The sequence below is a fragment of the Streptomyces sp. NPDC031225 genome (genome assembly GCF_055570355.1).
Map to the genome: position 1 here is coordinate 86,466 of NZ_JBVIHJ010000024.1, position 19,838 is coordinate 106,303.

Annotated in this window: 19 protein-coding genes; 8 read left to right on the plus strand and 11 right to left on the minus strand. The window is 72.2% G+C overall.

The window, feature by feature from the left end; all coding sequences use genetic code 11:
- Positions 1-12 precede the first annotated feature (12 nt).
- The 4 genes from ACZ48Z_RS33805 to ACZ48Z_RS33820 are packed head-to-tail and all read right to left on the minus strand — an operon-like array spanning position 13 to position 3,295.
- Complete coding sequence (locus tag ACZ48Z_RS33805) at positions 13-948, minus strand: ABC transporter substrate-binding protein (RefSeq protein ID WP_468739709.1); 936 nt, start codon at positions 946-948, stop codon at positions 13-15.
- Between the two features lie 10 nt (positions 949-958).
- Complete coding sequence (locus tag ACZ48Z_RS33810) at positions 959-1,621, minus strand: ABC transporter permease (protein ID WP_468739710.1); 663 nt, start codon at positions 1,619-1,621, stop codon at positions 959-961.
- 1 nt (position 1,622) lies between these two features.
- Positions 1,623-2,264: an ABC transporter permease gene (locus ACZ48Z_RS33815; protein ID WP_468739711.1), complete on the minus strand. Its 642-nt coding sequence runs from the start codon at positions 2,262-2,264 to the stop codon at positions 1,623-1,625.
- Complete coding sequence (locus ACZ48Z_RS33820) at positions 2,261-3,295, minus strand: ABC transporter ATP-binding protein (protein ID WP_468739712.1); 1,035 nt, start codon at positions 3,293-3,295, stop codon at positions 2,261-2,263. Before ACZ48Z_RS33820 ends, ACZ48Z_RS33815 begins: the two co-directional genes overlap by 4 nt.
- 142 nt (positions 3,296-3,437) lie before the next feature.
- Between ACZ48Z_RS33820 and ACZ48Z_RS33825 the strand changes: the two genes are divergently transcribed.
- From ACZ48Z_RS33825 to ACZ48Z_RS33835, 3 genes are all read left to right on the plus strand, one after another.
- Complete coding sequence (locus ACZ48Z_RS33825; protein ID WP_468739713.1) at positions 3,438-5,051, plus strand: aromatic amino acid ammonia-lyase; 1,614 nt, start codon at positions 3,438-3,440, stop codon at positions 5,049-5,051.
- Positions 5,052-5,056: 5 nt separating this feature from the next.
- Positions 5,057-5,908, plus strand: a complete 852-nt coding sequence (locus ACZ48Z_RS33830) for a MurR/RpiR family transcriptional regulator (RefSeq protein ID WP_468739781.1) — start codon at positions 5,057-5,059, stop codon at positions 5,906-5,908.
- Between the two features lie 84 nt (positions 5,909-5,992).
- On the plus strand, positions 5,993-6,586 hold the full coding sequence (locus tag ACZ48Z_RS33835; protein WP_468739714.1) for a hypothetical protein: 594 nt from the start codon (positions 5,993-5,995) through the stop codon (positions 6,584-6,586).
- Positions 6,587-6,593: 7 nt separating this feature from the next.
- Here ACZ48Z_RS33835 and ACZ48Z_RS33840 read toward each other — a convergent pair whose 3' ends face one another.
- The 5 genes from ACZ48Z_RS33840 to ACZ48Z_RS33860 form a co-directional block, all read right to left on the minus strand.
- Positions 6,594-6,968 (minus strand): hypothetical protein, encoded by a 375-nt coding sequence (locus ACZ48Z_RS33840; protein ID WP_468739715.1) that lies wholly within the window; start codon positions 6,966-6,968, stop codon positions 6,594-6,596.
- A 21-nt stretch (positions 6,969-6,989) separates the two neighbouring features.
- On the minus strand, positions 6,990-7,550 hold the full coding sequence (locus ACZ48Z_RS33845) for a roadblock/LC7 domain-containing protein (RefSeq protein ID WP_468739716.1): 561 nt from the start codon (positions 7,548-7,550) through the stop codon (positions 6,990-6,992).
- A gap of 34 nt (positions 7,551-7,584) precedes the next feature.
- Positions 7,585-8,736 (minus strand): hypothetical protein, encoded by a 1,152-nt coding sequence (locus ACZ48Z_RS33850; protein WP_468739717.1) that lies wholly within the window; start codon positions 8,734-8,736, stop codon positions 7,585-7,587.
- Positions 8,733-9,146, minus strand: a complete 414-nt coding sequence (locus ACZ48Z_RS33855; protein WP_468739718.1) for a hypothetical protein — start codon at positions 9,144-9,146, stop codon at positions 8,733-8,735. Before ACZ48Z_RS33855 ends, ACZ48Z_RS33850 begins: the two co-directional genes overlap by 4 nt.
- 170 nt (positions 9,147-9,316) lie before the next feature.
- The gene (locus ACZ48Z_RS33860) at positions 9,317-10,687 is read right to left on the minus strand and encodes a type III PLP-dependent enzyme domain-containing protein (protein WP_468739782.1); all 1,371 of its coding nucleotides are present in this window, start codon (positions 10,685-10,687) and stop codon (positions 9,317-9,319) included.
- A 169-nt stretch (positions 10,688-10,856) separates the two neighbouring features.
- Here ACZ48Z_RS33860 and hutU point away from each other — a divergent pair, with 169 nt between their 5' ends.
- The 4 genes from hutU to hutI all read left to right on the plus strand — a co-directional run bounded on the left by hutU (position 10,857) and on the right by hutI (position 16,439).
- Positions 10,857-12,521, plus strand: coding sequence for a urocanate hydratase (gene hutU, locus ACZ48Z_RS33865; RefSeq protein WP_468739719.1), 1,665 nt, complete (start codon positions 10,857-10,859; stop codon positions 12,519-12,521).
- A 95-nt stretch (positions 12,522-12,616) separates the two neighbouring features.
- Entirely contained in the window at positions 12,617-13,819 is a 1,203-nt protein-coding gene (locus ACZ48Z_RS33870) for an allantoate amidohydrolase (protein WP_468739783.1), read from the plus strand.
- Positions 13,816-15,159 carry a formimidoylglutamate deiminase gene (locus ACZ48Z_RS33875; protein WP_468739720.1) on the plus strand — a complete coding sequence of 448 codons (1,344 nt, stop codon included), beginning with the start codon at positions 13,816-13,818 and terminating at the stop codon, positions 15,157-15,159. The genes ACZ48Z_RS33870 and ACZ48Z_RS33875 overlap by 4 nt, the downstream gene beginning before the upstream one ends.
- Positions 15,160-15,164: 5 nt before the next feature.
- Positions 15,165-16,439: an imidazolonepropionase gene (gene hutI, locus ACZ48Z_RS33880; protein WP_468739721.1), complete on the plus strand. Its 1,275-nt coding sequence runs from the start codon at positions 15,165-15,167 to the stop codon at positions 16,437-16,439.
- 21 nt (positions 16,440-16,460) lie between these two features.
- On the opposite strand, the gene ACZ48Z_RS33885 is transcribed toward hutI, so the two are convergent.
- Both ACZ48Z_RS33885 and ACZ48Z_RS33890 read right to left on the minus strand, forming a co-directional pair.
- Positions 16,461-18,002 (minus strand): ricin-type beta-trefoil lectin domain protein, encoded by a 1,542-nt coding sequence (locus ACZ48Z_RS33885; protein WP_468739722.1) that lies wholly within the window; start codon positions 18,000-18,002, stop codon positions 16,461-16,463.
- A 166-nt stretch (positions 18,003-18,168) separates the two neighbouring features.
- Positions 18,169-19,083: an RNA polymerase sigma factor SigF gene (locus ACZ48Z_RS33890; RefSeq protein ID WP_468739723.1), complete on the minus strand. Its 915-nt coding sequence runs from the start codon at positions 19,081-19,083 to the stop codon at positions 18,169-18,171.
- 235 nt (positions 19,084-19,318) lie between these two features.
- On the opposite strand from ACZ48Z_RS33890, the gene ACZ48Z_RS33895 reads away from it, so the two are divergent.
- Positions 19,319-19,699, plus strand: coding sequence for an STAS domain-containing protein (locus ACZ48Z_RS33895; protein ID WP_468739724.1), 381 nt, complete (start codon positions 19,319-19,321; stop codon positions 19,697-19,699).
- The last annotated feature ends 139 nt before the right edge of the window (positions 19,700-19,838 follow it).

Genomic DNA, 19,838 nt, shown 5'->3' on the forward strand with positions numbered 1-19,838 from the left:
GGGGTCGGGATGTCAGGACGTCGCCAGCCCGTGCTGCTTCGCGTACGCGTTCGCCACGTCCTCCGGGTCCTTCTTGTCGTTGTCGACCTGGCTGTTGAGCTGGGTGAGCTGCTCGGTGGTGAGGACGTTGCCGAGCCGGGCGAGGGCCTTGCGGACCGTGTCGTCGGCCTTGCGGTCGGCGATGAGGGGGACGATGTGCTGGCTGGGGATCAGGTTCTTCGGGTCGCTCAGCACCACCCAGTCGTTGGCCGCGATGTCGGTGTCGGTGGTGAAGAGGTTCGCCACGTCCACGTCGCCCTTCTTCAGGGCGCCCTTGACCAGCGGGCCGTCCGAGTCGAGCGACTTGAACTCCTTGAACTCGACGCCGTACACGTCCTTCAGTCCGACCGCGCCCACCTGGCGCTTCTTGACCTCGGGCGCGGCGCCGATGACCAGCTCGCCGTTCTGCTTGGCGAGGTCGGCGAGGGAGGCCAGGCCGTACTTCCGTGCGGTGGCCCGGGTGACGACGAAGCAGTCGGAGTCGGCCGCCCTGCCGTACGGCAGCACCTGGAGGCCGGCGGGCAGGGCCAGGGTGAGCGCGTTCTGCATGGTGCCCGGCTCCGCGGAGGTGTCCTTGGGGGCCAGGTAGTTGAGGAGGGCGCCCTGGTACTCGGGCAGCAGGTCGATGTCGCCCGCCTTGAGCGCGGGGATCACGATCTCGCGGGTGCCGAGGTTCGGGCGGACCTTCACCTTCACGCCGGCCTGCTGGAGCACCGCCGCGTAGAGGTAGCCCAGCACCTGGTTCTCGGTGAAGTTGGCGGTGCCGATGGTGAGCCCGCCCTTGCTGGAGCCGCTGCCGCCGGCCGAACTCCCCTGACCGTCGAGGGAGGTGACACCGCCGGCGCAGGAGGAGAGGACGGGGACGGAGGCCGCTGCGAAGAGGCCGCCGAGGAGCGTACGTCGGTTCATCTGGGGGTCCCTAGGCGGTGCGGTGACGGAAGAGGAGGCGCTGGAGGGTGTTCAACAGCAGATCGAGCACGACGGCCACGGCCGCGACCAGCACCGCGCCGCCGAGCACCTGTACGAGGTCGCGCTGGGCGAGGCCGTCGAAGACGTAGCGGCCGAGGCCGCCGAAGGAGACGTAGGCCGCGATGGTCGCTGTGGCGACGACCTGGATCAGTGCCAGGCGCAGGCCGGTCATGATCAGGGGGAGTGCGAGGGGCAGTTCGACCTGGAGGAGGACCTGGTGGCCGCGCATGCCCTGGCCGCGGGCGGCGTCCTTGACGTCCGGGTCCACGGCCGACATGCCGGCGTAGGTGTTGGTGACGATCGCCGGGACCGCGAGGGCGACCAGGGCGACGTAGACCGGGAGCATGGACAGGCCGCCGGCCAGGAAGACCAGCACCACCAGGCCGACGGTGGGCAGGGCGCGGCCGAAGGACGCGAGGTTGATCGCGACGAAGGCGCCCTTGCCGGTGTGGCCGATCAGCAGGCCGAGGGGCAGGCCGATCGCGGCCGCGACGAGGGTGGCCAGCAGCGAGTACTGCAGGTGCTCGGCGAGGCGGTGGGCGATGCCGTCGGTACCGGACCAGCTCGCGCCGCTGGTCAGCCAGTCGCCGAGGTTCTTGAGGAGTTCGTACATGTCAGGCTCGCCTCCGCCGCCACGGGGTCAGGACGTACTGGAGGGCCACCAGCAGGGCGTCCGCGACCACGGCGAGCAGGAGCGTGAGGACCACGCCCACGATCACCGGGGTCGGGAAGTCGCGCTGGAAGCCGTCGGTGAAGAGCTGGCCGAGGCCGCCGTCGCCGATGTAGGTGGCGACGGAGACGAGGGAGATCGACATGACGGTCGCGATCCGCACGCCCGCCATGATCACGGGGAGCGCGAGGGGGAGTTCGACGGTGAGGAGCGTGCGCAGCGGGCGGGTGCCCATCGCCTTCGCGGCCTCCTTCGTCTTCGCGGGGACCGAGTCGAGACCCTCGACGGTGTTCCGGAGCAGCACGACCAGCGTGTAGACGGTCAGGCCGATCACGGTCGTGGTGCGGGTCAGACCGCTGACCGGCAGCAGGAGCACGAAGATCGCGATCGACGGGATCGTGAACAGGACGTTCGAGAGCCCGAGCAGGAAACCGCGCAGCGGGCGGACCCGGTGGGCGAGCACGGCGAGGGGCAGGCTGATCAGCAGGCCGAAGAAGACGGCGCTCAGGGCTGCCTGGAGGTGGGAGACCGTGAGGGTGGTGAGGTCGTCGGTGTGGCCGGATATCCACGACCAGTCGATGGTCATACGGCCACCCGGGCTTCCGAGTGCGCCCGGCCGGCGTGCCGGTGGATGTCGTCGCGGGACGTGACGCCGGTGAGCACACCGTCGGCGTCGACGCGGGCGACCAGGCCGGTGGGGGAGGCGACGGACTCGTCGAGGGCCGCGAGCAGGGAGTCGCCGTCCCGCAGCGGCCGTACGGGGATCTCGGCGCCCTTCGAGGCCCAGTGCAGGGGCCGGTCGCCGGCGTCGAGCATGAGGGTCCAGTCGCTGTCGTGCGGTGCCGGGCCCTGGGGGACCTCGGCCAGGGTCTTCAGCGAGAGCAGCTTCAGGCCGCGCTCGGCGCCGAGGAAGTCGGCCACGAAGTCGTCGGCCGGACGGGCGAGGAGTTCGGTGGGCGGGGCGCACTGGACGAGGTGACCGCCGGTGCGGAAGATCGCGATGCGGTCGCCGAGCCTGACCGCCTCGTCGATGTCGTGCGTGACGAAGACGATGGTCTTGTTCAACTCCTTCTGGAGCCGAAGCAGTTCGTCCTGGAGCTGGGTGCGCACGACCGGGTCGACCGCGCCGAAGGGCTCGTCCATGAGCAGCACCGGCGGGTCGGCGGCCAGCGCACGGGCGACGCCGACGCGCTGCTGCTGGCCGCCGGAGAGCTGGTGCGGGTAGCGCTTGCCGGCGTCGGCGCTCAGACCGACGGTTTCCAGCAGTTCCGCCGCTCGCGCCCGGGCCCTGCGGCGGCCGTGGCCCAGCAGGAGCGGGACCGTGGCGATGTTGTCCAGCACCGTGCGGTGCGGGAAGAGGCCCGACTGCTGGATGACGTACCCGATGGAGCGCCGCAGTTCGGCCGCGTCCTGCCGGGTGACATCCTTGCCCCCGACCTTGATGGTGCCGGAGGTCGGTTCGACCATCCGGTTGATCATCCTGAGGGTGGTCGTCTTGCCGCAACCGGAGGAACCGACGAGGACGGTCACGCCGCCTTCCGGCATGTCGAGGGTGAGGTCGTGCACTGCTGTCGTGCCGTTGGGGAAGCGTTTGTGGACCGCGTCGAACTGGATCATGAGGTTGTCCCTTGCCCGGCTGTATAACGTCATGCAGAGTTCTCTGTAGCTGAATGGATTGTCAACGGCTCGGTGTTAATCCGTGGTTACGGATGACCGAAGAGCAAGATCGATTGCCCGGTTTGAGAGGAGTTGCTGTTTTATGTCGTCTCGAATCGTGGACACTTCGTATGTCGTGCCGGTCGGGCACACCGGTCTCGTCGTCCTCGACGGCATCGGGCTGGCCGTCGCGGACGTCGTCCGCCTCGCCGACGGGACCGCGCGACCGGTGCCCGGGACCGAGGCGATGAAGCGGGTGACCGAGTCCTGGGACGCCGCCCGGCAGATCGCCGCGACCGGGCGCGTCTACGGCCGCTCGACCGGCGTCGGCGCCAACCGGAACGAGGACGTGCCCACCGAGACGGCCGCCGAGCACGGCCTGCGCCTGCTGCGCAGCCACGCCGGTGCCATCGGCGAGGAACTCCCCGCCCGGCAGGTCCGCGCGATGCTCGCGGTACGGGCCAACCAGCTGCTCGCGGGAGGTGCGGGACTGCGGCCGACCGTGGTGACGGCCCTGTGCGAGGCGCTGGAGAGCGGGGCGTACCCGGTCGTCAACGAGTTCGGTTCGGTCGGCACCGGGGACATCGCGGCGCTGGCCCAGGCGGGGCTGGCGCTGGTGGGGGAGCATCCCTGGCGGAACGCCGGGGGTCCCGGGGGCGCAGAGGTCGCGCTCGGTGCGGATGCGGGCGCGCACGGTGGCCGGGGAGCCGGCGCTTCCGGCGGGGATCGTGGGGTGACCGGCGCCCCCGAGCCCCAGTCGCTCGACAACAACGACGCCCTCGCCTTCATCAGCAGCAACGCCCTCACCCTCGGCCAGGCAGCCCTCGCCCTGCACGAACTGCGCGGGCTCATCGAGGCCACCCAGGTCGTCGGAGCGCTGTCACTGCTGGCCGTGGACGGGTCGCACGAGGCGTACGCCGCCCCCGTGCACGCCGCCCGGCCGCACCGCGGCTCCACCGAAGTGGCCCGGAAGATGCGGGAGTTGATCGGGGCGGAGGACCGGCCCACCCCGCCGCTCGGCCGTATCCAGGACCCGTACGGCTTCCGCTGCCTGCCCCAGATCCACGGGCCGGCACACGACGCCGCCGACGTCCTGGAGGAGGTCCTCGCCATCGAGATCAACGCCGCCGCCGAGAACCCCCTCATCTGCCCCGAGGACATGGCCGCCTACCACCACGGCGGCTTCTATCAGGCCCAACTCGCCCTCGCCCTGGACCACTTCAGGCTGGCTCTCACCCAGGTCGCCCGGCTCTCCACCTCTCGGCTCTCCACGCTCAACGAGCCCGCCTTCACCCGCCTGCGGCCCTTCCTCGCCGACCCGGAGCCCGCATCCTCCGGCGTGATGATCCTGGAGTACGCCGCCGGCGCCGCCCTCGGAGACCTGCGGGCCTTCTCCGCGCCCGCCTCGCTCGGCCACGCTGTACTCTCCCGGGGCGTCGAGGAACAGGCCAGCTTCGCCTCGCTCGCCGCCCGTCAGACACTGCGCGCGTGCGGCGCGTACCGTCTCGTCGTCGGCTGCGAACTCGTCGCCGCCGTACGGGCGCTGCGCCAGCGCGGCCTGCGGCCCGACCCGGACCTTCCGGTGGGCCGCGCGCTGGAGCTCGCCGAGGCGGTGCTCGAAGAGGACCCGGCCGACCGGCCGCTCACGGGCGACGTGACGGCGGCGGTCGCACTGCTCGACCGGTTCACGCAGATCTGGAGGGGGAGCGAGGCATGAGCGACATGGCCGGTGCGGGTGTGGCGGACACTCCCGCGGGACGTCTTCAGGCGCTGTTCGAGGGGCACCGGCTCACGCCGACCCAGCGGCGCATCGCGCACAGCATGGTGCGGCGCGCCGCCGACGTGCCGTTCCTGTCCAGCGTGGAGCTGGCCGAACTCGCCGGGGTCAGCCAGCCCTCCGTCACCCGCTTCGCCGTCGCCCTCGGCTTCGACGGCTACCCCGCCCTGCGCCGGCACCTGCGCGAGGTCTCGCCCGGCGAACAGACGGCGGCCTCGGCGTCGTACAACGAGTACCAGCAGGCCGTCGAGGCCGAGATCGAGAACCTGAGGCACCTGGCGGAGATCCTCGCCGACCCGCGGCCGGTGCAGCGGGCCGGGCAACTGCTGGCCGCCTCCCGCCCGCTGCCGGTCCTCGGGCTGCGGGCCGCCGCCTCCCAGGCGTACGGCTTCGCGTACTTCGCCGCCAAGGTCCACCCGGACGTACGGCTGCTCAACGAGGGCGGCACGATGATCCACGACCGCATCGACGCCGCCGTCCGCGCGGGCGCCTCGACGCTGCTGTGCTTCGCCCTGCCCCGGCATCCCCGCGAGGTCGTGGACACCCTCGCCTACGCCAAGGAGGCCGGCCTGACCGTCGTCACGGTCGCCGACTCCGCCTTCGCCCCGGTCGCCAAGGTGTCCGACCTCCTCCTGCCCGCCGCCGTCGGCACCGGCCTCGCCTTCGACACCGCCTGCGCCCCGATGCTGCTGGGCCGGGTGCTGCTGGAGGCGATGTGCGACGACCTGCCGGACGCACAGGCCCGGCTGGAGGAGTTCGACGCCGGGGCCGCGGCGCGAGGACTGTTCGTGGAATAGAGGGCCTTTCTCAGCCTTGTCTCACGTTCGCCCGTTAATCTCCCCGCCCATCAGGACTGTGCCGGGACGACGAGGAGGCAGGACGTGGCACGCGGAGATCGCAGGGCTCAGGGGCTGGCCCGGGTGGCTGTCGTCGTGCGCGCCGGGGCGGCGCCGCTGTGGTGGCTCGGGGTGTGCGCGGCGGGGGTCGGGCTGCTGATACCCGGGCTGACCGGACGCCGGATCGGCGTGATGGCGGGAGCGGCGCTGTTCATCGTCGCCGCCGCCGTGGTGTCGTACAGCCGCCGCAAGCGGTACACGACGCTCGGGCGGGCGGCCGCCAGGGCCGGGAAGCACGACGTGCTGCAGGACCGTGCGGTCAGTGTGCGCAACTGGCGCCGCGGACACCGCTGGTGGCTGTTGGCGGCCTGGCTGGTGGCACTGCTGAGTTCGTTCGCCGTGCCCGTCGCGGGCGGCATGCTGCTCGCCGGGTGCGGCACGGGACTCATGCTCAAGGCCGCCTGGCTCGGACGGCAGGAGCGGGCCGGGGACGCGCTGCTGTGGGTGCGGGTCGACTGGCTCGACGCGCGCGGTGGGCGCCCGGCCGGCACCTCGGTGAAGGCGTACCGCGGCACGGGTATCGCGGCGGGCGACGCGGCCCCGGGCGGGGCGCGCCGCCGCACCGCGGCACTGGTCTAGCGCTCGGTCACACCTCCAGGTCCGTCTCGATCGCCTTCAGCTGGTGGCGGGCCATCGCCAGGTTGGACCTCTTGGCGTCGAGGACCAGGTAGAGGAACAGCCCGTTGCCGCCGCGTCCGGCGATCAGGCGGATCAGGTGGTACTGGTCGGACAGGGTGATCAGGATGTCCTCGATCTGGCCCTTGAGCCCGAGGTGCTCCATCGTGCGCATCTTCGCGCGGACCACGTCGGTGTTGCCGGCGGCGGCCACGTTCAGGTCGAAGCCCTTGCTGCCGCCCATCGTGCCGAGCGCCATGCCGCTGGTGTAGTCGACGAGCGCGACGCCGGTCGCGCCCTCGATGGAGGCGAGGGCCTCCTTCAGTGCGGTTTCGGTGTTGGCCATGACTGTGTCTCCTCGGTTCTCTCAACTTTCGGTGGTGGTGCGGGCCACCGTCGGAGCGGTGGCCGTGGCGCGGGTGTCCGTGGGCTTGGCCCGGGACGTGCGGGCCGCTCTGGCACGTGCCGGAGCGGGCTTCGCGGGCGCCTTCGTGGTGGTCTCGGTGGGTCCGGTCCGTTCGGACTGTCCGGTGGTGTCCCCGGTGGGTCCGGTGGCGGCGCAGTCGACGAGCTCCCCGATCCGGGCGCCCGCCCGGCGGCCTTCCAGATGGAGGCGGCCGACGTTGACGCGGTCCTGGGCGAGCAGCGTGACGACGGCCCCGGCGCCCGCCGCATAGGTGGCGACATAGCCGTACACGCCCCGCACCAGGAGTTCGCGCAGGTCCCCCTGGCCGGTCTCGTCGGTCAGCTGCGCGGCGAGCGCCCGGGTGGCCCCGGCGAGCGCGGCCACGGCCTCCGGCTCGACACCCGGGGTGTCCTGGGCCAGGACGAGACCGTCGACATCGGCCGCGAGGGCGCCCGTGAGCTGCGGTACACGGGCTCTGAGCCGACGCAGTTCCTCCAGGATCCCGTCCTGCGCTGCTGCCATCAGGTCTCTCCTCTCGGCACGGAACCGCTGCCGTTCAAAGGGCCTCCAGCGCATCCCTGAGCCTCTTCAGCAACGTGATGTGGGGATCGACGGGCGCGACGCTGCCGACGAGATCGACGGGAGGACGGGTGACTTCGGGGCCGGTCAGCTGACCCGGCATCGGTCCGGGCAGCGCGCCGGGCAGCGATCCCGTCATCGGTCCCGGCATCGGCTGGGGCGGTGCCCCGGACCACGGTCCGGCCATCGCCTCGGACAGCGGGCCGGGCAGCGGGCACGGCGAGACGGCCCCGGCCGCCACCAGCCGCCGTATGTCCACCAGGGTGTGGAACGCCGGGCGGCCCAGCGCGCGGGCGATGTCCGACGCCGTGCGGACGCCGTCCACGAGGGCCAGTACGGCCTGCCGCCGGGCCGGGATCAGCGGGGTCGCGGGGCGGTGCTCACGGGTCAGCGGCACCTCGTCCGGCAGCGCGTGCGGCCAGATGCGGTGCAGCAGGTCACGTCGCCGCAGTGTCTCGCGCTCCAGGTCGGCGACCGGCACGGGACGCGGGATGCCGGGGCCGGTGAGGAGGTCGCCGGTTCCGCCGTCCCCCGCGCTGCCGGGTTCGCCGGCGAGTTCGCCGCCGGGGGTGCCGGGTCCGTCCTCGGTGCCGTAGCGGAAGCGGCCCGGGGTGCTGCTCGGGGCGAGCGCGAAGTACGCCGCGTCGAACAGCGCGGTCAGCCGGCACATCTCCAGGGCGCCCGGAGTGAGCAGCCCGTCCTCGACCAGCCGGCGGCCCGCGCGGTGCACGACGTCCGCGCCGGTGAGGCGATGGGCCCCGGTTCCGACGATCCCGGCGTCTCCCGCGATCCCGGCGCTCCCGGGGCTTGAGGCACCCACGCCCACGGCACCCGCCGCGCTCGCCGTGCTCTCGGCCAGGGCCCGGCGCCAGACCTCGGCGTCGAGGGTGCCGTGGGCGGCGAGGAGGATGTGGGCGCCGGGGGCGGCCGGGCTCTCGGCGTGCACCACCTTGCCGTCGGCGAGGTGCAGCGTGCCGCGCTCGCGCACCAGGACACCGGTGGCGCGCTCGGCGGCCAGCCGGGTCAGCATCGGCGAGGCACCGCCCCAGCCGCGGCCCAGGGCCGCCGCCTTGTCGCGGACCGGCAGCCGGGGCGGCGGGGTGGCGGGAGTGGTCCGCACCGTCGTCATCCGAGCTCCAGCCGTCCGGCCATCTCACCGAGCCGGATCCGGGCCAGCGCGAGGTTGCCCTCCGCGCGGGCCAGCCACAGGTGCAGGAACACGCTGCTGTCGAAGGACGTCGGCACGAACCGCAGGACGTGGTAGCTGTCCCGGTTGCTGAGGATCAGATCCTCGACCGGAGGATCCGGCTCCTCTCCCGCGGCCCCCGCCTCGGCGGCGGAGCTCCCGGAGGAGAAGGCGCGCTGCTCGGCGGCCAGCCGGGCGAGCTCCGCGGCCTCAGCGGCGGCCGCCTCCTGGTCGCCGCCCGGGGATTCCCCCACGACGCCCAGCGCCAGCCCGCTCGTCCAGTCGACCAGCGCGGCGCCCCGCGCACCTGGCAGTCGCATGGCTTCCAGCAAGCACTCGTCGATTCCCTGCACCGTGGCTCCCCTCCCGCCTGGGGTTCGGCTGAGTGACGCCGAAACTACGCAACGTGTGCGCTACGGGTGAGGGATCTGGCATTTTCCGGTGGAACATGCTCGGGGTGGCTAGAGTGGGTCAACTTGCCTTGATTTACAGACAATGTGATCAGTGGTGCCCCGGGTGTACGTCAACGGTTCCCGGGTGTGCGAAGGGTGGTGAGCGCGTCGGCGTGCGCCCCTCCCGACTCGGCCACGATCTCGGCGAGCGTCTGCGGTTCCCGCACGGTCGCGAACGCGACGCGTCCCGCCGGGCCGGGTGCGAAGCCGTGGATGCCCGGCCGGGCGAGCGAGTTGTACGCGTAGTGGTGCGCGAAGTAGTACGCGCCCGTGTCCAGCGCCGCCGCGTAGTCCCCCTGGTCCAGGAGCGGCAGCGCGCGCCCCTCGGCCAGCAGGTCGCCCGCGAAGCAGGCGGGACCTGCCACGTCCTGCACCACCCCCGGCCCGTTCTTGGGCCGCCCCTTGCCGTCGTACGCGGCGATCCTGAGCGGCCACGACCCCGGCGCGTACACGGTCCGCGTCGCCACCTGCACGCCCGCGTGCGTCACCGCGACCGGTCGGCCGCCCGCGCTCTTGGTGTACTCCACCCGCGCCACGATCGTGCCGTGCTCGGCGAGCAGCGACCGCCCGAACTCGGTCACCAGCCCGTACCGCCCGTCGAACAGCCCGGGCACCGCCGTTTTGAGCGCCCGCGCGTACTGGGCGTACGTCGGAGTCGTCACCTCGGAGGCGAAGTTCACCGGCAGCCCGCCGCCGATGTCGATCGTGTCGATCTGCGGCCGCCCGATACGCCGGTTGATCTCCTCGGCGAGCGTGTACGTCTCCTCGACGCCCCGGACCATCAGGTCGAGCGGCACGCCCTGCGAGCCGGTGTGCGCGTGCAGCCGGCTGAGCCAGGGCCGCTCGGCGTAGGCGCGCACGACCCACTCCCGCGCACCCTCGTCCCGCAGTGCCACCCCGAACTTCGAGGTCGCCGTCGCCGTGGAGGTCGCCCCGATGGAGCCGCCGCCGACCTGCGGGTTGACGCGGATCCCCAGTGGGGAGCGGCTGACGGCCGACCGTACGAGGCCGTCGATGCGGTGCAGCTCCTGCGGGTTGTCGGCGTTGACGGCGATCCCCAGCGCCAGCGCCTCCCGGAGCTCGGCCGGTGTCTTGGCGGGCGAGTCGAGGACGGTCCGAGCCGGCGGCAGTCCCGCCGCCCGCGCCAGGGCCAGCTCGCCCGGGCTCGCCACCTCCGCGCCGATGCCCTCCTCCCGCAGCAGCCGCAGCACCGGCACCAGCGGGGTCGCCTTCACCGCGAACGCGTGCAGCACCGGGGTGCCGGGCGCGGTGACCTCGTCGAAGGCCGCGCGGAGCTCCGCGGCCGACTCCCGGATGCCGGTGACGTCGAGAAGCCCGACGATGGGGGAGTCCGGCCCCAGCAGTCCCTGTTCCACGGCCGCGCGCACCGCCTCGTCCCGGCGGGCGGCCCGTCCCTCGCCGGTGTTGCCGTACTCGTCCACCACGTCTCCTGCCTGTTGTCGCCCGCTCCCGGACGCCGTCGGGGGTCCGACGGGACATCCCTGCCCCACCCACGCTGACGCGGGAACGTATTGACTAGTTCTATTCAGGAAGTCAGGATGTGAATATCGACAACCACGGGCTGTGGCCCAAGCCCCCAGGAGGCAGACCATGTCAGGACCCCGCCCCGTACGAGCGTCGCGCGGTACGGAACTGAGCACCCTGGGATGGCAGCAGGAAGCCGCCCTGCGGATGCTCCAGAACAACCTCGACCCCGAGGTCGCCGAGCACCCCGACAAGCTCGTCGTCTACGGCGGCACCGGCAAGGCGGCCCGTGACTGGCGCTCCTTCGACGCCATGGTCCGCACCCTGCGCACCCTCAAGCAGGACGAGACCATGCTCGTGCAGTCCGGCCGCCCGGTCGGCGTCATGCAGACCCACGAGTGGGCCCCGCGCGTCCTGATCGCCAACTCCAACCTCGTCGGCGACTGGGCCAACTGGGAGGAGTTCCGCCGCCTGGAGGCCCTCGGCCTCACCATGTACGGCCAGATGACCGCCGGCTCCTGGATCTACATCGGCACCCAGGGCATCCTCCAGGGCACCTACGAGACCTTCGCCGCCGTCGCCGCGAAGAAGTTCGGCGGCACCCTGGCGGGCACGATCACGCTCACCGCCGGCCTCGGCGGCATGGGCGGCGCCCAGCCGCTCGCCGTCACCATGAACGACGGTGTCGCGATCTGCGTCGACTGCGACCCGCGGGCCATCGAGCGGCGCATCGAGCACCGCTACCTGGACGTGAAGGCCGACTCCCTCGACCACGCCCTCCAGCTGGCCGTCGAGGCCCGCGACGCCCGCCGCCCGCTGTCCATCGGCGTTCTGGGCAACGCGGCCGAGCTGGTGCCGCAGCTCCTGGAGTCGGGCGCGCCCATCGACATCGTGACGGACCAGACCTCCGCGCACGACCCGCTGGCATACCTCCCGGTGGGCATCGACTTCGAGGACATGGCCGACGCCGCCGCCAAGGACCCGGCGGGCTTCACCACCCGCGCCCGTGAGTCGATGGCCCGGCACGTGGAGGCCATGGTCGGCTTCATGGACGCCGGCGCCGAGGTCTTCGACTACGGCAACTCGATCCGCGGCGAGGCCCAACTCGCCGGATACGACCGGGCGTTCGCCTTCCCCGGTTTCGTCCCCGCCTACATCCGGCCGCTGTTCTGCGAGGGCAAGGGCCCCTTCCGCTGGGCCGCCCTGTCCGGTGAGGCGTCCGACATCGCCAAGACCGACAAGGCGCTCCTGGAGCTGTTCCCCGAGAACGAGTCCCTCGCCCGCTGGATCAGGCTGGCCGGTGAGCGGGTCCACTTCCAGGGCCTGCCCGCCCGCATCTGCTGGCTGGGCTACGGCGAGCGGGACAAGGCAGGCGAGCGGTTCAACGACATGGTGGCGAGCGGGGAGCTGGCGGCGCCGCTGGCGATCGGACGCGACCACCTGGACGCCGGGTCCGTCGCCTCGCCCTACCGGGAGACCGAGGCCATGCTCGACGGGTCCGACGCGATCGCCGACTGGCCGTTGCTGAACGCCATGGTCAACGTGGCCTCGGGGGCGTCCTGGGTGTCCATCCACCACGGCGGCGGCGTGGGCATGGGTCGCTCCCTGCACGCCGGACAGGTGACGGTGGCCGACGGCACGAAGCTGGGCGGCGAGAAGGTCCGGCGGGTACTGACGAACGACCCGGGCATGGGCGTCATCCGGCACGTGGACGCGGGCTACGACATCGCGGAGTCGGTCGCCGACGAGCGGGGCGTGCGAGTGCCCATGCGCGAGGGTGACGACGCGTGACGGTGAGCGGCAACTCCTCGGTGGGGGCGGGGGTCCCGTCGCCGGACGCGGATCCGGCTGCCCCCGCCCTGCCGGGCGGCAGTTCGTTCCACTCCATGTGGCGCGAGCTGCTCCCCGTCGGACGGCACGCCGACAGCCGCGGCTACCGGCGCTTCGCCTGGACCGGTGCGGACGTCGACTGCCGGGCCTGGTTCAGGGAGCAGGCCGAGACCCGGGGACTGGCCTACGAAGTCGACCGGAACGGCAACCAGTGGGCCTGGCTCGGTGACCCCGCCCAAGGGGACGCCGTCGTCACCGGGTCGCATCTCGACTCCGTGCCCGACGGCGGGGCCTTCGACGGGCCCCTCGGGGTCGTGTCCTCCTTCGCCGCGCTCGACGAACTCCGGGCGCGGCGAGCGGAGTTCGGCAAGCCCCTCGCGATCGTCAACTTCGGCGACGAGGAGGGGGCCCGGTTCGGGCTCGCCTGTGTCGGGTCCCGGCTCACCGCCGGGCAGCTCACCGTCGAGCAGGCGCACCGGCTGACCGACGGCGAGGGCGTCACGCTCCCGCAGGCCATGGAGGCCGCCGGACACGACCCCGACGGCATCGGAGCCGATCCCGAACGGCTCGCCCGCATCGGGGCCTTCGTCGAACTGCACGTCGAGCAGGGCCGGGCGCTGGACCTGTCCGGCGACCGGGTCGGCATCGCCAGCGCCATCTGGCCGCACGGCCGGTGGCGGTTCGACTTCCGGGGCGAGGCCAACCACGCAGGCACCACCCGCCTCGTGGACCGGCGCGACCCCATGCTGTCGTACGCCGAGACCGTGCTCGCCGCCCGTCGCGAGGCCGAACTCGCCGGTGCCGTCGCCACCTTCGGCAAGATCTCCGTGGAACCGAACGGCGTCAACGCCATCCCCTCCCTGGTGCGCGGCTGGCTCGACTCCCGCGCCGCCGACCAGGAGAGTCTGGACCAGGTGGTCGGCGGGGTCGAGAAGGCGGCCAGGGAGTACGCCGACGCCCACGGCATCGCCCTCGACATCGTCCGGGAGTCCTTCACCCCCGTCGTCGAGTTCGACCACGCCCTGCGGGACGAACTCGCCCGCGTCCTGGGCGCCGACGCCGACCTCAAGGTGCCCGTCCTCGGCACCGGCGCCGGACACGACGCCGGAATCCTCTCCGGGAGCATTCCGACCGCCATGCTGTTCGTGCGCAACCCCACGGGCGTCTCGCACTCCCCGGCGGAGTTCGCCGCCGAGGACGACTGCGTGGCCGGGGTCCTCGCGCTCGCCGACGTACTCGAAGGGCTGGCCTGCCGGTGACACCGAAGACCTACTGGCTGGAGCACGCCTGGCTCGACACCCACGTCGAGCCGGGCGTGGCCCTGGACGTACAGGACGGCCGTGTCACCGCCGTCCGCACGGGCACCGACACCCCGCCGCCCGGCGCCGAGATCCTGCGCGGACTGACGCTCCCGGGACTGGCGAACGCCCACTCGCACGCCTTCCACCGGGCCCTGCGTGGCACCGTCCAGGTCGGCTCCGGGACCTTCTGGACCTGGCGCGAGGTCATGTACTCGTTCGCCGACAAGCTGACGCCGGAGACCTACCACGCGCTGGCCCGCGCGGTGTACGCCGAGATGGCGCTGGCGGGCGTGACGGCGGTCGGCGAGTTCCACTACGTGCACCACGCCCACGGCGGCACCCGTTACGCCGACCCCAACGCGATGGGCGAGGCCCTGATCGCGGCCGCCGCGGACGCCGGTGTCCGGATCACCCTCCTCGACACCGCCTACCTCTCCTCCGGCTTCGGACAGCCCCCGAACACCCACCAGTTGCGCTTCTCCGACGGGACGGCTCAGGACTGGGCCGAACGCTGTTCAGTTCTCAAGGACCGGGATCACGCGAGGATCGGTGCGGCGATCCACTCCGTACGGGCCGTGCCCGCCGACCAGTTGGCGACCGTGGCGCGGTGGGCCGAGGAGCGGCGGGCCCCGCTCCATGTGCACCTGTCCGAGCAGACCGCCGAGAACGACGCCTGCCGTGAGGCCCACGGGTGCACGCCGACCCGGCTGCTCGCCGAGCACGGAGTCCTGGGCCCCCGCACCACCGGCGTCCACAACACCCACCTCACCGACGAGGACATCGCCCTGATCGGCGGCAGCGGCACCGGCACCTGCATGTGCCCGACGACGGAACGGGACCTGGCGGACGGCATCGGACCGGCCGTCGCCCTCCAGAAGGCCGGCTCCCCGCTCTCCCTCGGCTCCGACAGCCACGCCGTCATCGACCTGCTCGAAGAGGCACGCGCGATGGAGCTCGACGAGCGCCTGCGCACCCGCAGGCGAGGTCACTGGACGGCGGCGGCCCTGCTGCGGGCGGCCTCGGCCGACGGCCACGCGGCCCTCGGCTGGGACGGCGCGGGCACCCTGGAGCCCGGCGCGCTCGCCGACTTCACCACCATCGCCCTCGACTCGGTCAGGACGGCAGGGCCGCTTCCGCGGCTCGGGGCCGAGACGGCCGTATTCGCTGCGTCGGCAGCAGACGTGTCGCACACGGTGGTGGGAGGTCGGCACGTCGTACGGGACGGGGTCCACGCCCTGGTACCGGATGTGCCGAGAGCCCTCGCGGACGCCGTCGCGGCCTTGCGCGGCCGAAGCTGAAGCGGATGCCGCCCGCCCCACTGCCCGAACCCGCCCCCACCGCCGACCAGGCCACCAAGGACGCCATGAGCAACGCGACGACCGTCAGCCCCGCCCACTCCGCGAGCACCGCCAGCACGCTCATCACCAACATCGCGACCCTGGTCACCAACAACCCCTCCCTCGACGAGGGATCCCCCCTCGGACTGATCCAGGACGCGGCCGTCGTCATCGAAGGCGACCGCGTCGTGTGGACCGGTGATCAAAGCAAAGCACCCGCCACTGACAACCGGGTCGACGCAGCAGGCAGGGCCGTACTCCCCGGTTTCGTCGACTCCCACAGCCATCTCGTGTTCGCGGGCGACCGCACCCAGGAGTTCAACGCCCGCATGTCGGGCCGGCCCTACAGCGCGGGCGGCATCCGCACGACGGTCGCGGCGACGCGGGCGGCGAGCGACGAAGAACTCGAACGCAATCTCACCCGCTACCTCGACGAGGCCCTCCGTCAGGGCACGACGACCTTCGAGACGAAGTCCGGCTACGGCCTGACGGTCGAGGACGAGTCGAGGGCCCTGCGCATCGCTGCCGCCCACACCGACGAGGTCACCTACCTCGGCGCCCACATCGTGTCCCCGGACCACGCCGACGACCCGGCGGCCTACGTCTCCCTGGTCACCGGCGAGATGCTCGACGCCTGCGCCCCGTACGCCCGTTGGATCGACGTCTTCTGCGAGAAGGGCGCCTTCGACGGAGACCAGGCCCGCGCGATCCTCACAGCCGGCAAGGCGAAGGGCCTGCACCCGCGCATCCACGCCAACCAGCTCTCCCACGGCCCCGGCGTACAGCTCGCGGTCGAACTCGACGCGGCCAGCGCCGACCACTGCACCCACCTCACCGACGCGGACGTCGACGCCCTGGCCAACAGCGCGACGGTGGCCACCCTGCTGCCCGGCGCCGAGTTCTCCACGCGAGCCGAGTGGCCGGACGCCCGCCGCCTGCTGGACGCGGGGGTCACGGTCGCCCTCTCCACGGACTGCAACCCCGGCTCGTCCTTCACCTCCTCCGTCCCCTTCTGCGTGGCCCTCGCGGTGCGGGACATGGGGATGACCCCGGACGAGGCGGTCTGGTCGGCCACGGCGGGCGGCGCGGCGGCCCTGCGGCGCGAGGACGTCGGCCGCATCACCCCCGGCGCCTACGCCGACCTGATCCTCCTGGACGCCCCGAGCCATGTGCACCTGGCGTACCGGCCGGGGGTGCCGCTGGTCAGCGGGGTGTGGCGGCGCGGCACACGCGTGGTCTGACGGCAGCAGGCCCGGCCACTACTACGACGATCCAGCCCGCCACCGCTGCCCCGGACCGCCGGTCAGCGGTTCCAGTGAGAGTCCGTCGCCGCCCTGAGGCGTCACCGCCGTCGCGATGGCGATCGCCGGACGGATCACCCCGTCGGAGTCCACGGTGAAGCGCAGGTTGTCGCCGTGGTCGCCCTCGACGGAGTCGCAGGACCAGATGCCGAGGCCCTTGTCGACGTCACCGCGGCTGTCGAGGCAGAAGCCGGGGTCGGCGGAGGACTGGAGGACGCCGCGGGCGCTGTCGACGCGCCAGCGCTGGGAGCGGGCCGAGGTGCAGGGGGCCGTGACGACGTCCGTGCCGTCGGCGAAGTCGCCGGAGACGTCCAGGCAGCGGGCCGTGGAGACGTTGACCACCTGGGTGTAGGAGCCACCCGGCGGGCGGAACGGGGGACTGCTCTTCCGGGGCGGTGCCGAACTCCTCGTCGGGGAAGGGGAAGGGGAGGAAGAAGGGGACGACGGCCTGCTCGTGGACGACGTGGACGGGGAAGCCGAGGGCGACACCGTCACGGTCACCTGCGTTGGGCCCGGCAGCGCCCCGCCGCTCGCTGAAGCCGAGGCCGACGCCGACGCGCCCGTCGATGACCCGTCTCCCTGTGACACCAGGAACAGCAGCAGCGGCGCCAGAGCCACCCCCAGCGCCGCCGACGCCAGGACGAGCCGACGCGGGCGCGGCCACGTCCCGGAGGGCGTACGGGAGCGTGCCCGCGGGCGGGTCTCCGGCTCGGCCGCGCTCCACCCCGCGTACGCCGTCCCGCCCCACGGCAGCAGCCCCTCCGCCAGTGCGGTCCTCGGGGTGTCCCGCACCGCGCACAGTTCCTCGTGCGCCGCCGCGCAGTGCGGGCAGTGCGCCATGTGGGTGTGCAGGTCGGTGCTGACCCGGGGGCTGTCCGGGCGTACGGACTCCTCGATGAGGCGGTGGAAGTCCGCGCAGTTCGGGTCGTCGGAGGCGGCGAGGCGGAACTTCAGACAGGTCCGGGCCAGGGACTGCAGGGCCCCTTCCGTGCCGTAGACCACGTCTTCGCGGGTGAGGCCCAGGTGGTCGGCGGTGCGGTGTTCCGGCTCGGCCTCCACCAGGCCGTACCAGACGAGGCCCTGGGTGCGGGCCGGCAGGGACTCGAAGGCGGCGAGCATGGGCGGCACCGGGCTTCCCGGCGCCGCCGTGTTCAGGAGCAGGAGGACGTTCGGGTCCAGGCCGGCCGCCCGCTGGTCCCCGGCCCAGGCCGCCGCCGACCGGGCCGTCAGCAGCAGGAGCCGGTGGCGCCACGGGACGCCGGGGTCGACACCGCGGGCCGTCTCCCGGGCCGCGAGCGTGAAGGTCTGCGCGGCCAGTTGCCGGGCGCCGCTCTCGCCGGCCGTGCAGAGGCGGGCGTAGGCCAGGACGGCGGGCTGGTGGCGGCCGCGGAGTTCCAGCAGGGCCGTGTACGCCGTGGTGGTGTCGGTGCGCAGCAGTTCGGTGAGCCGGGCGTCCGACGCTCCGGTGTGCACACCGTCTCCGGCCCCGTCGGCCCGACCCATGCGCACCCTCCTCCTGACGTACCGGCCAGTCTGTGAGGGACCATAGTGAGGGAAGCGAACCCTTGGGGAAAGGGTTTCTCCAAGTAACCGCGAGGTGCTCCGGACGCACGGTGCCCGGTGTCCCACCGGACACCGGGCACACGCGCAGGTCAGTGGCGCCGACGCGTCACTCCTCGACGGTCAGGCCCTTCCGCAGCCGCACCAGAGTGCGCGACAGCAGCCGCGAGACATGCATCTGCGAGATGCCGAGTTCGTCGCCGATCTCCGACTGGGTCATGCCCGCGACGAAGCGCAGCGAGAGGATCTGACGGTCCCGGGACGGGAGTTCGGCGATCAACGGCTTCAGGGACTCGACGTACTCGATGCCTTCGATGCCGTGGTCCTCGTAGCCGATCCGGTCGGCCAGCGCGCCCTCGGAGTCGTCCTCCTCGGGCTGGGCGTCCAGCGAGGAGGCGGTGTAGGCGTTGGAGGCGGCCATGCCCTCGACGACCTCGTCCTTGGACAGCCCCAGACGCTCGGCGAGTTCGCCCACCGTCGGGGCGCGGTCGAGCTTCTGGGCCAGTTCGTCGCCGGCCTTCGCCAGGTCGAGCCGGAGCTCCTGGAGGCGGCGCGGCACCCGCACCGACCACGAGGTGTCGCGGAAGAAGCGCTTGATCTCACCCACGATGGTTGGCATCGCGAACGTGGGGAACTCCACTCCGCGGCTGAGTTCGAAGCGGTCGATCGCCTTGATCAGGCCGATGGTGCCGACCTGGATGATGTCCTCCATCGGCTCACTGCGGGAGCGGAAGCGGGAGGCTGCGAACTTGACCAGGGCGAGATTCAGTTCGACGAGCGTGTTGCGGACGTACGAGTACTCGCGCGTGCCCTCCTCCAGCGACTCCAGCCGCGCGAAGAGGGTCTTGGAGAGGGCCCGTGCATCCACGGCCCCGACCTCTTCGAAGGGTGGGATGTCCGGAAGTCCGGCGAGCACATCGCCTTCGCTGTCCTGCTCGATGGGATTCAGATGTTCCGGGGGGGATGTCGACGTCGCCTGCTGGGTACGCGATGCGTCGAGCCGGGGTGACATGATGTCCTCCATCGTTCTCGGCATAGGCTGCCGAAGCCACTTCGTGCACTGCGGTGTGCGGCGCCTCCAAAGCCGGCCGTGTCGAGTTCGTGTCTGTACTAGCCCTATCCGGTTTCCCGAGCCGACCGCAAGTGTGTTCTGTGTGGTTATGTCTGTTTGTGGGTGATTGTTCGGGTGTCGGAGGGTGTGGAGAAGGCGTAGTGTTCGAGGACGTCAACAGCAGCCACGATGTCGGGAGAGAGACGGCATGGACCGCGGGACGGTCGGCAGTACACAGTCTGGCCGGCTTCTGGTTGAGGTGCGGCAAGAGGGCTCCAGTGCCGTCGTGACTCCAGCAGGTGAGTTGGATCACCACACGGCCGATTTGTTGCGTGAGCCACTCGAGGCCTGCCTCGCCAAGGGAACGAGCCGACTCGTCGTCGACTGCACACGGCTGGAGTTCTGTGACTCCACCGGTCTGAACGTGCTGTTGGGGGCGCGGCTGAAAGCCGAGGCGGCGGGGGGTGGCGTACATCTTGCGGGCATGCTGCCCGTCGTGGCACGGGTCTTCGAGATCACGGGAGCCGATGCGGTCTTCACCGTGCACGACACCCTGGACGAGGCCCTGGCGGACGGGGCCGGAGGCTGAGGCGGTGAGCCGGGCGGCGGCCCGGGCGCGCCCACTGGTGCCCCGCTCGTCTCCTCCGACCGGCACTCACCGGGTGTCACATTCCTTCTGGCGGACATACGTCCCGAATGGAGGGGTGTTACACCGGTCCACTCGGGCA

Coding starts and splice junctions, on each gene's coding strand:
- ACZ48Z_RS33815 (WP_468739711.1), bottom strand. CDS start 2,264: ATGACCATCGACTGGTCGTGGATATCCGGCCACACCGACGACCTCACC.
- ACZ48Z_RS33820 (WP_468739712.1), bottom strand. CDS start 3,295: ATGATCCAGTTCGACGCGGTCCACAAACGCTTCCCCAACGGCACGACA.
- ACZ48Z_RS33895 (WP_468739724.1), top strand. CDS start 19,319: ATGGACCGCGGGACGGTCGGCAGTACACAGTCTGGCCGGCTTCTGGTT.
- ACZ48Z_RS33810 (WP_468739710.1), bottom strand. CDS start 1,621: ATGTACGAACTCCTCAAGAACCTCGGCGACTGGCTGACCAGCGGCGCG.
- hutI (WP_468739721.1), top strand. CDS start 15,165: ATGCCGCCCGCCCCACTGCCCGAACCCGCCCCCACCGCCGACCAGGCC.
- ACZ48Z_RS33845 (WP_468739716.1), bottom strand. CDS start 7,550: ATGGCAGCAGCGCAGGACGGGATCCTGGAGGAACTGCGTCGGCTCAGA.
- ACZ48Z_RS33870 (WP_468739783.1), top strand. CDS start 12,617: ATGTGGCGCGAGCTGCTCCCCGTCGGACGGCACGCCGACAGCCGCGGC.
- ACZ48Z_RS33850 (WP_468739717.1), bottom strand. CDS start 8,736: ATGACGACGGTGCGGACCACTCCCGCCACCCCGCCGCCCCGGCTGCCG.
- ACZ48Z_RS33890 (WP_468739723.1), bottom strand. CDS start 19,083: ATGGAGGACATCATGTCACCCCGGCTCGACGCATCGCGTACCCAGCAG.
- hutU (WP_468739719.1), top strand. CDS start 10,857: ATGTCAGGACCCCGCCCCGTACGAGCGTCGCGCGGTACGGAACTGAGC.
- ACZ48Z_RS33825 (WP_468739713.1), top strand. CDS start 3,438: ATGTCGTCTCGAATCGTGGACACTTCGTATGTCGTGCCGGTCGGGCAC.
- ACZ48Z_RS33840 (WP_468739715.1), bottom strand. CDS start 6,968: ATGGCCAACACCGAAACCGCACTGAAGGAGGCCCTCGCCTCCATCGAG.
- ACZ48Z_RS33805 (WP_468739709.1), bottom strand. CDS start 948: ATGAACCGACGTACGCTCCTCGGCGGCCTCTTCGCAGCGGCCTCCGTC.
- ACZ48Z_RS33830 (WP_468739781.1), top strand. CDS start 5,057: ATGGCCGGTGCGGGTGTGGCGGACACTCCCGCGGGACGTCTTCAGGCG.
- ACZ48Z_RS33885 (WP_468739722.1), bottom strand. CDS start 18,002: ATGGGTCGGGCCGACGGGGCCGGAGACGGTGTGCACACCGGAGCGTCG.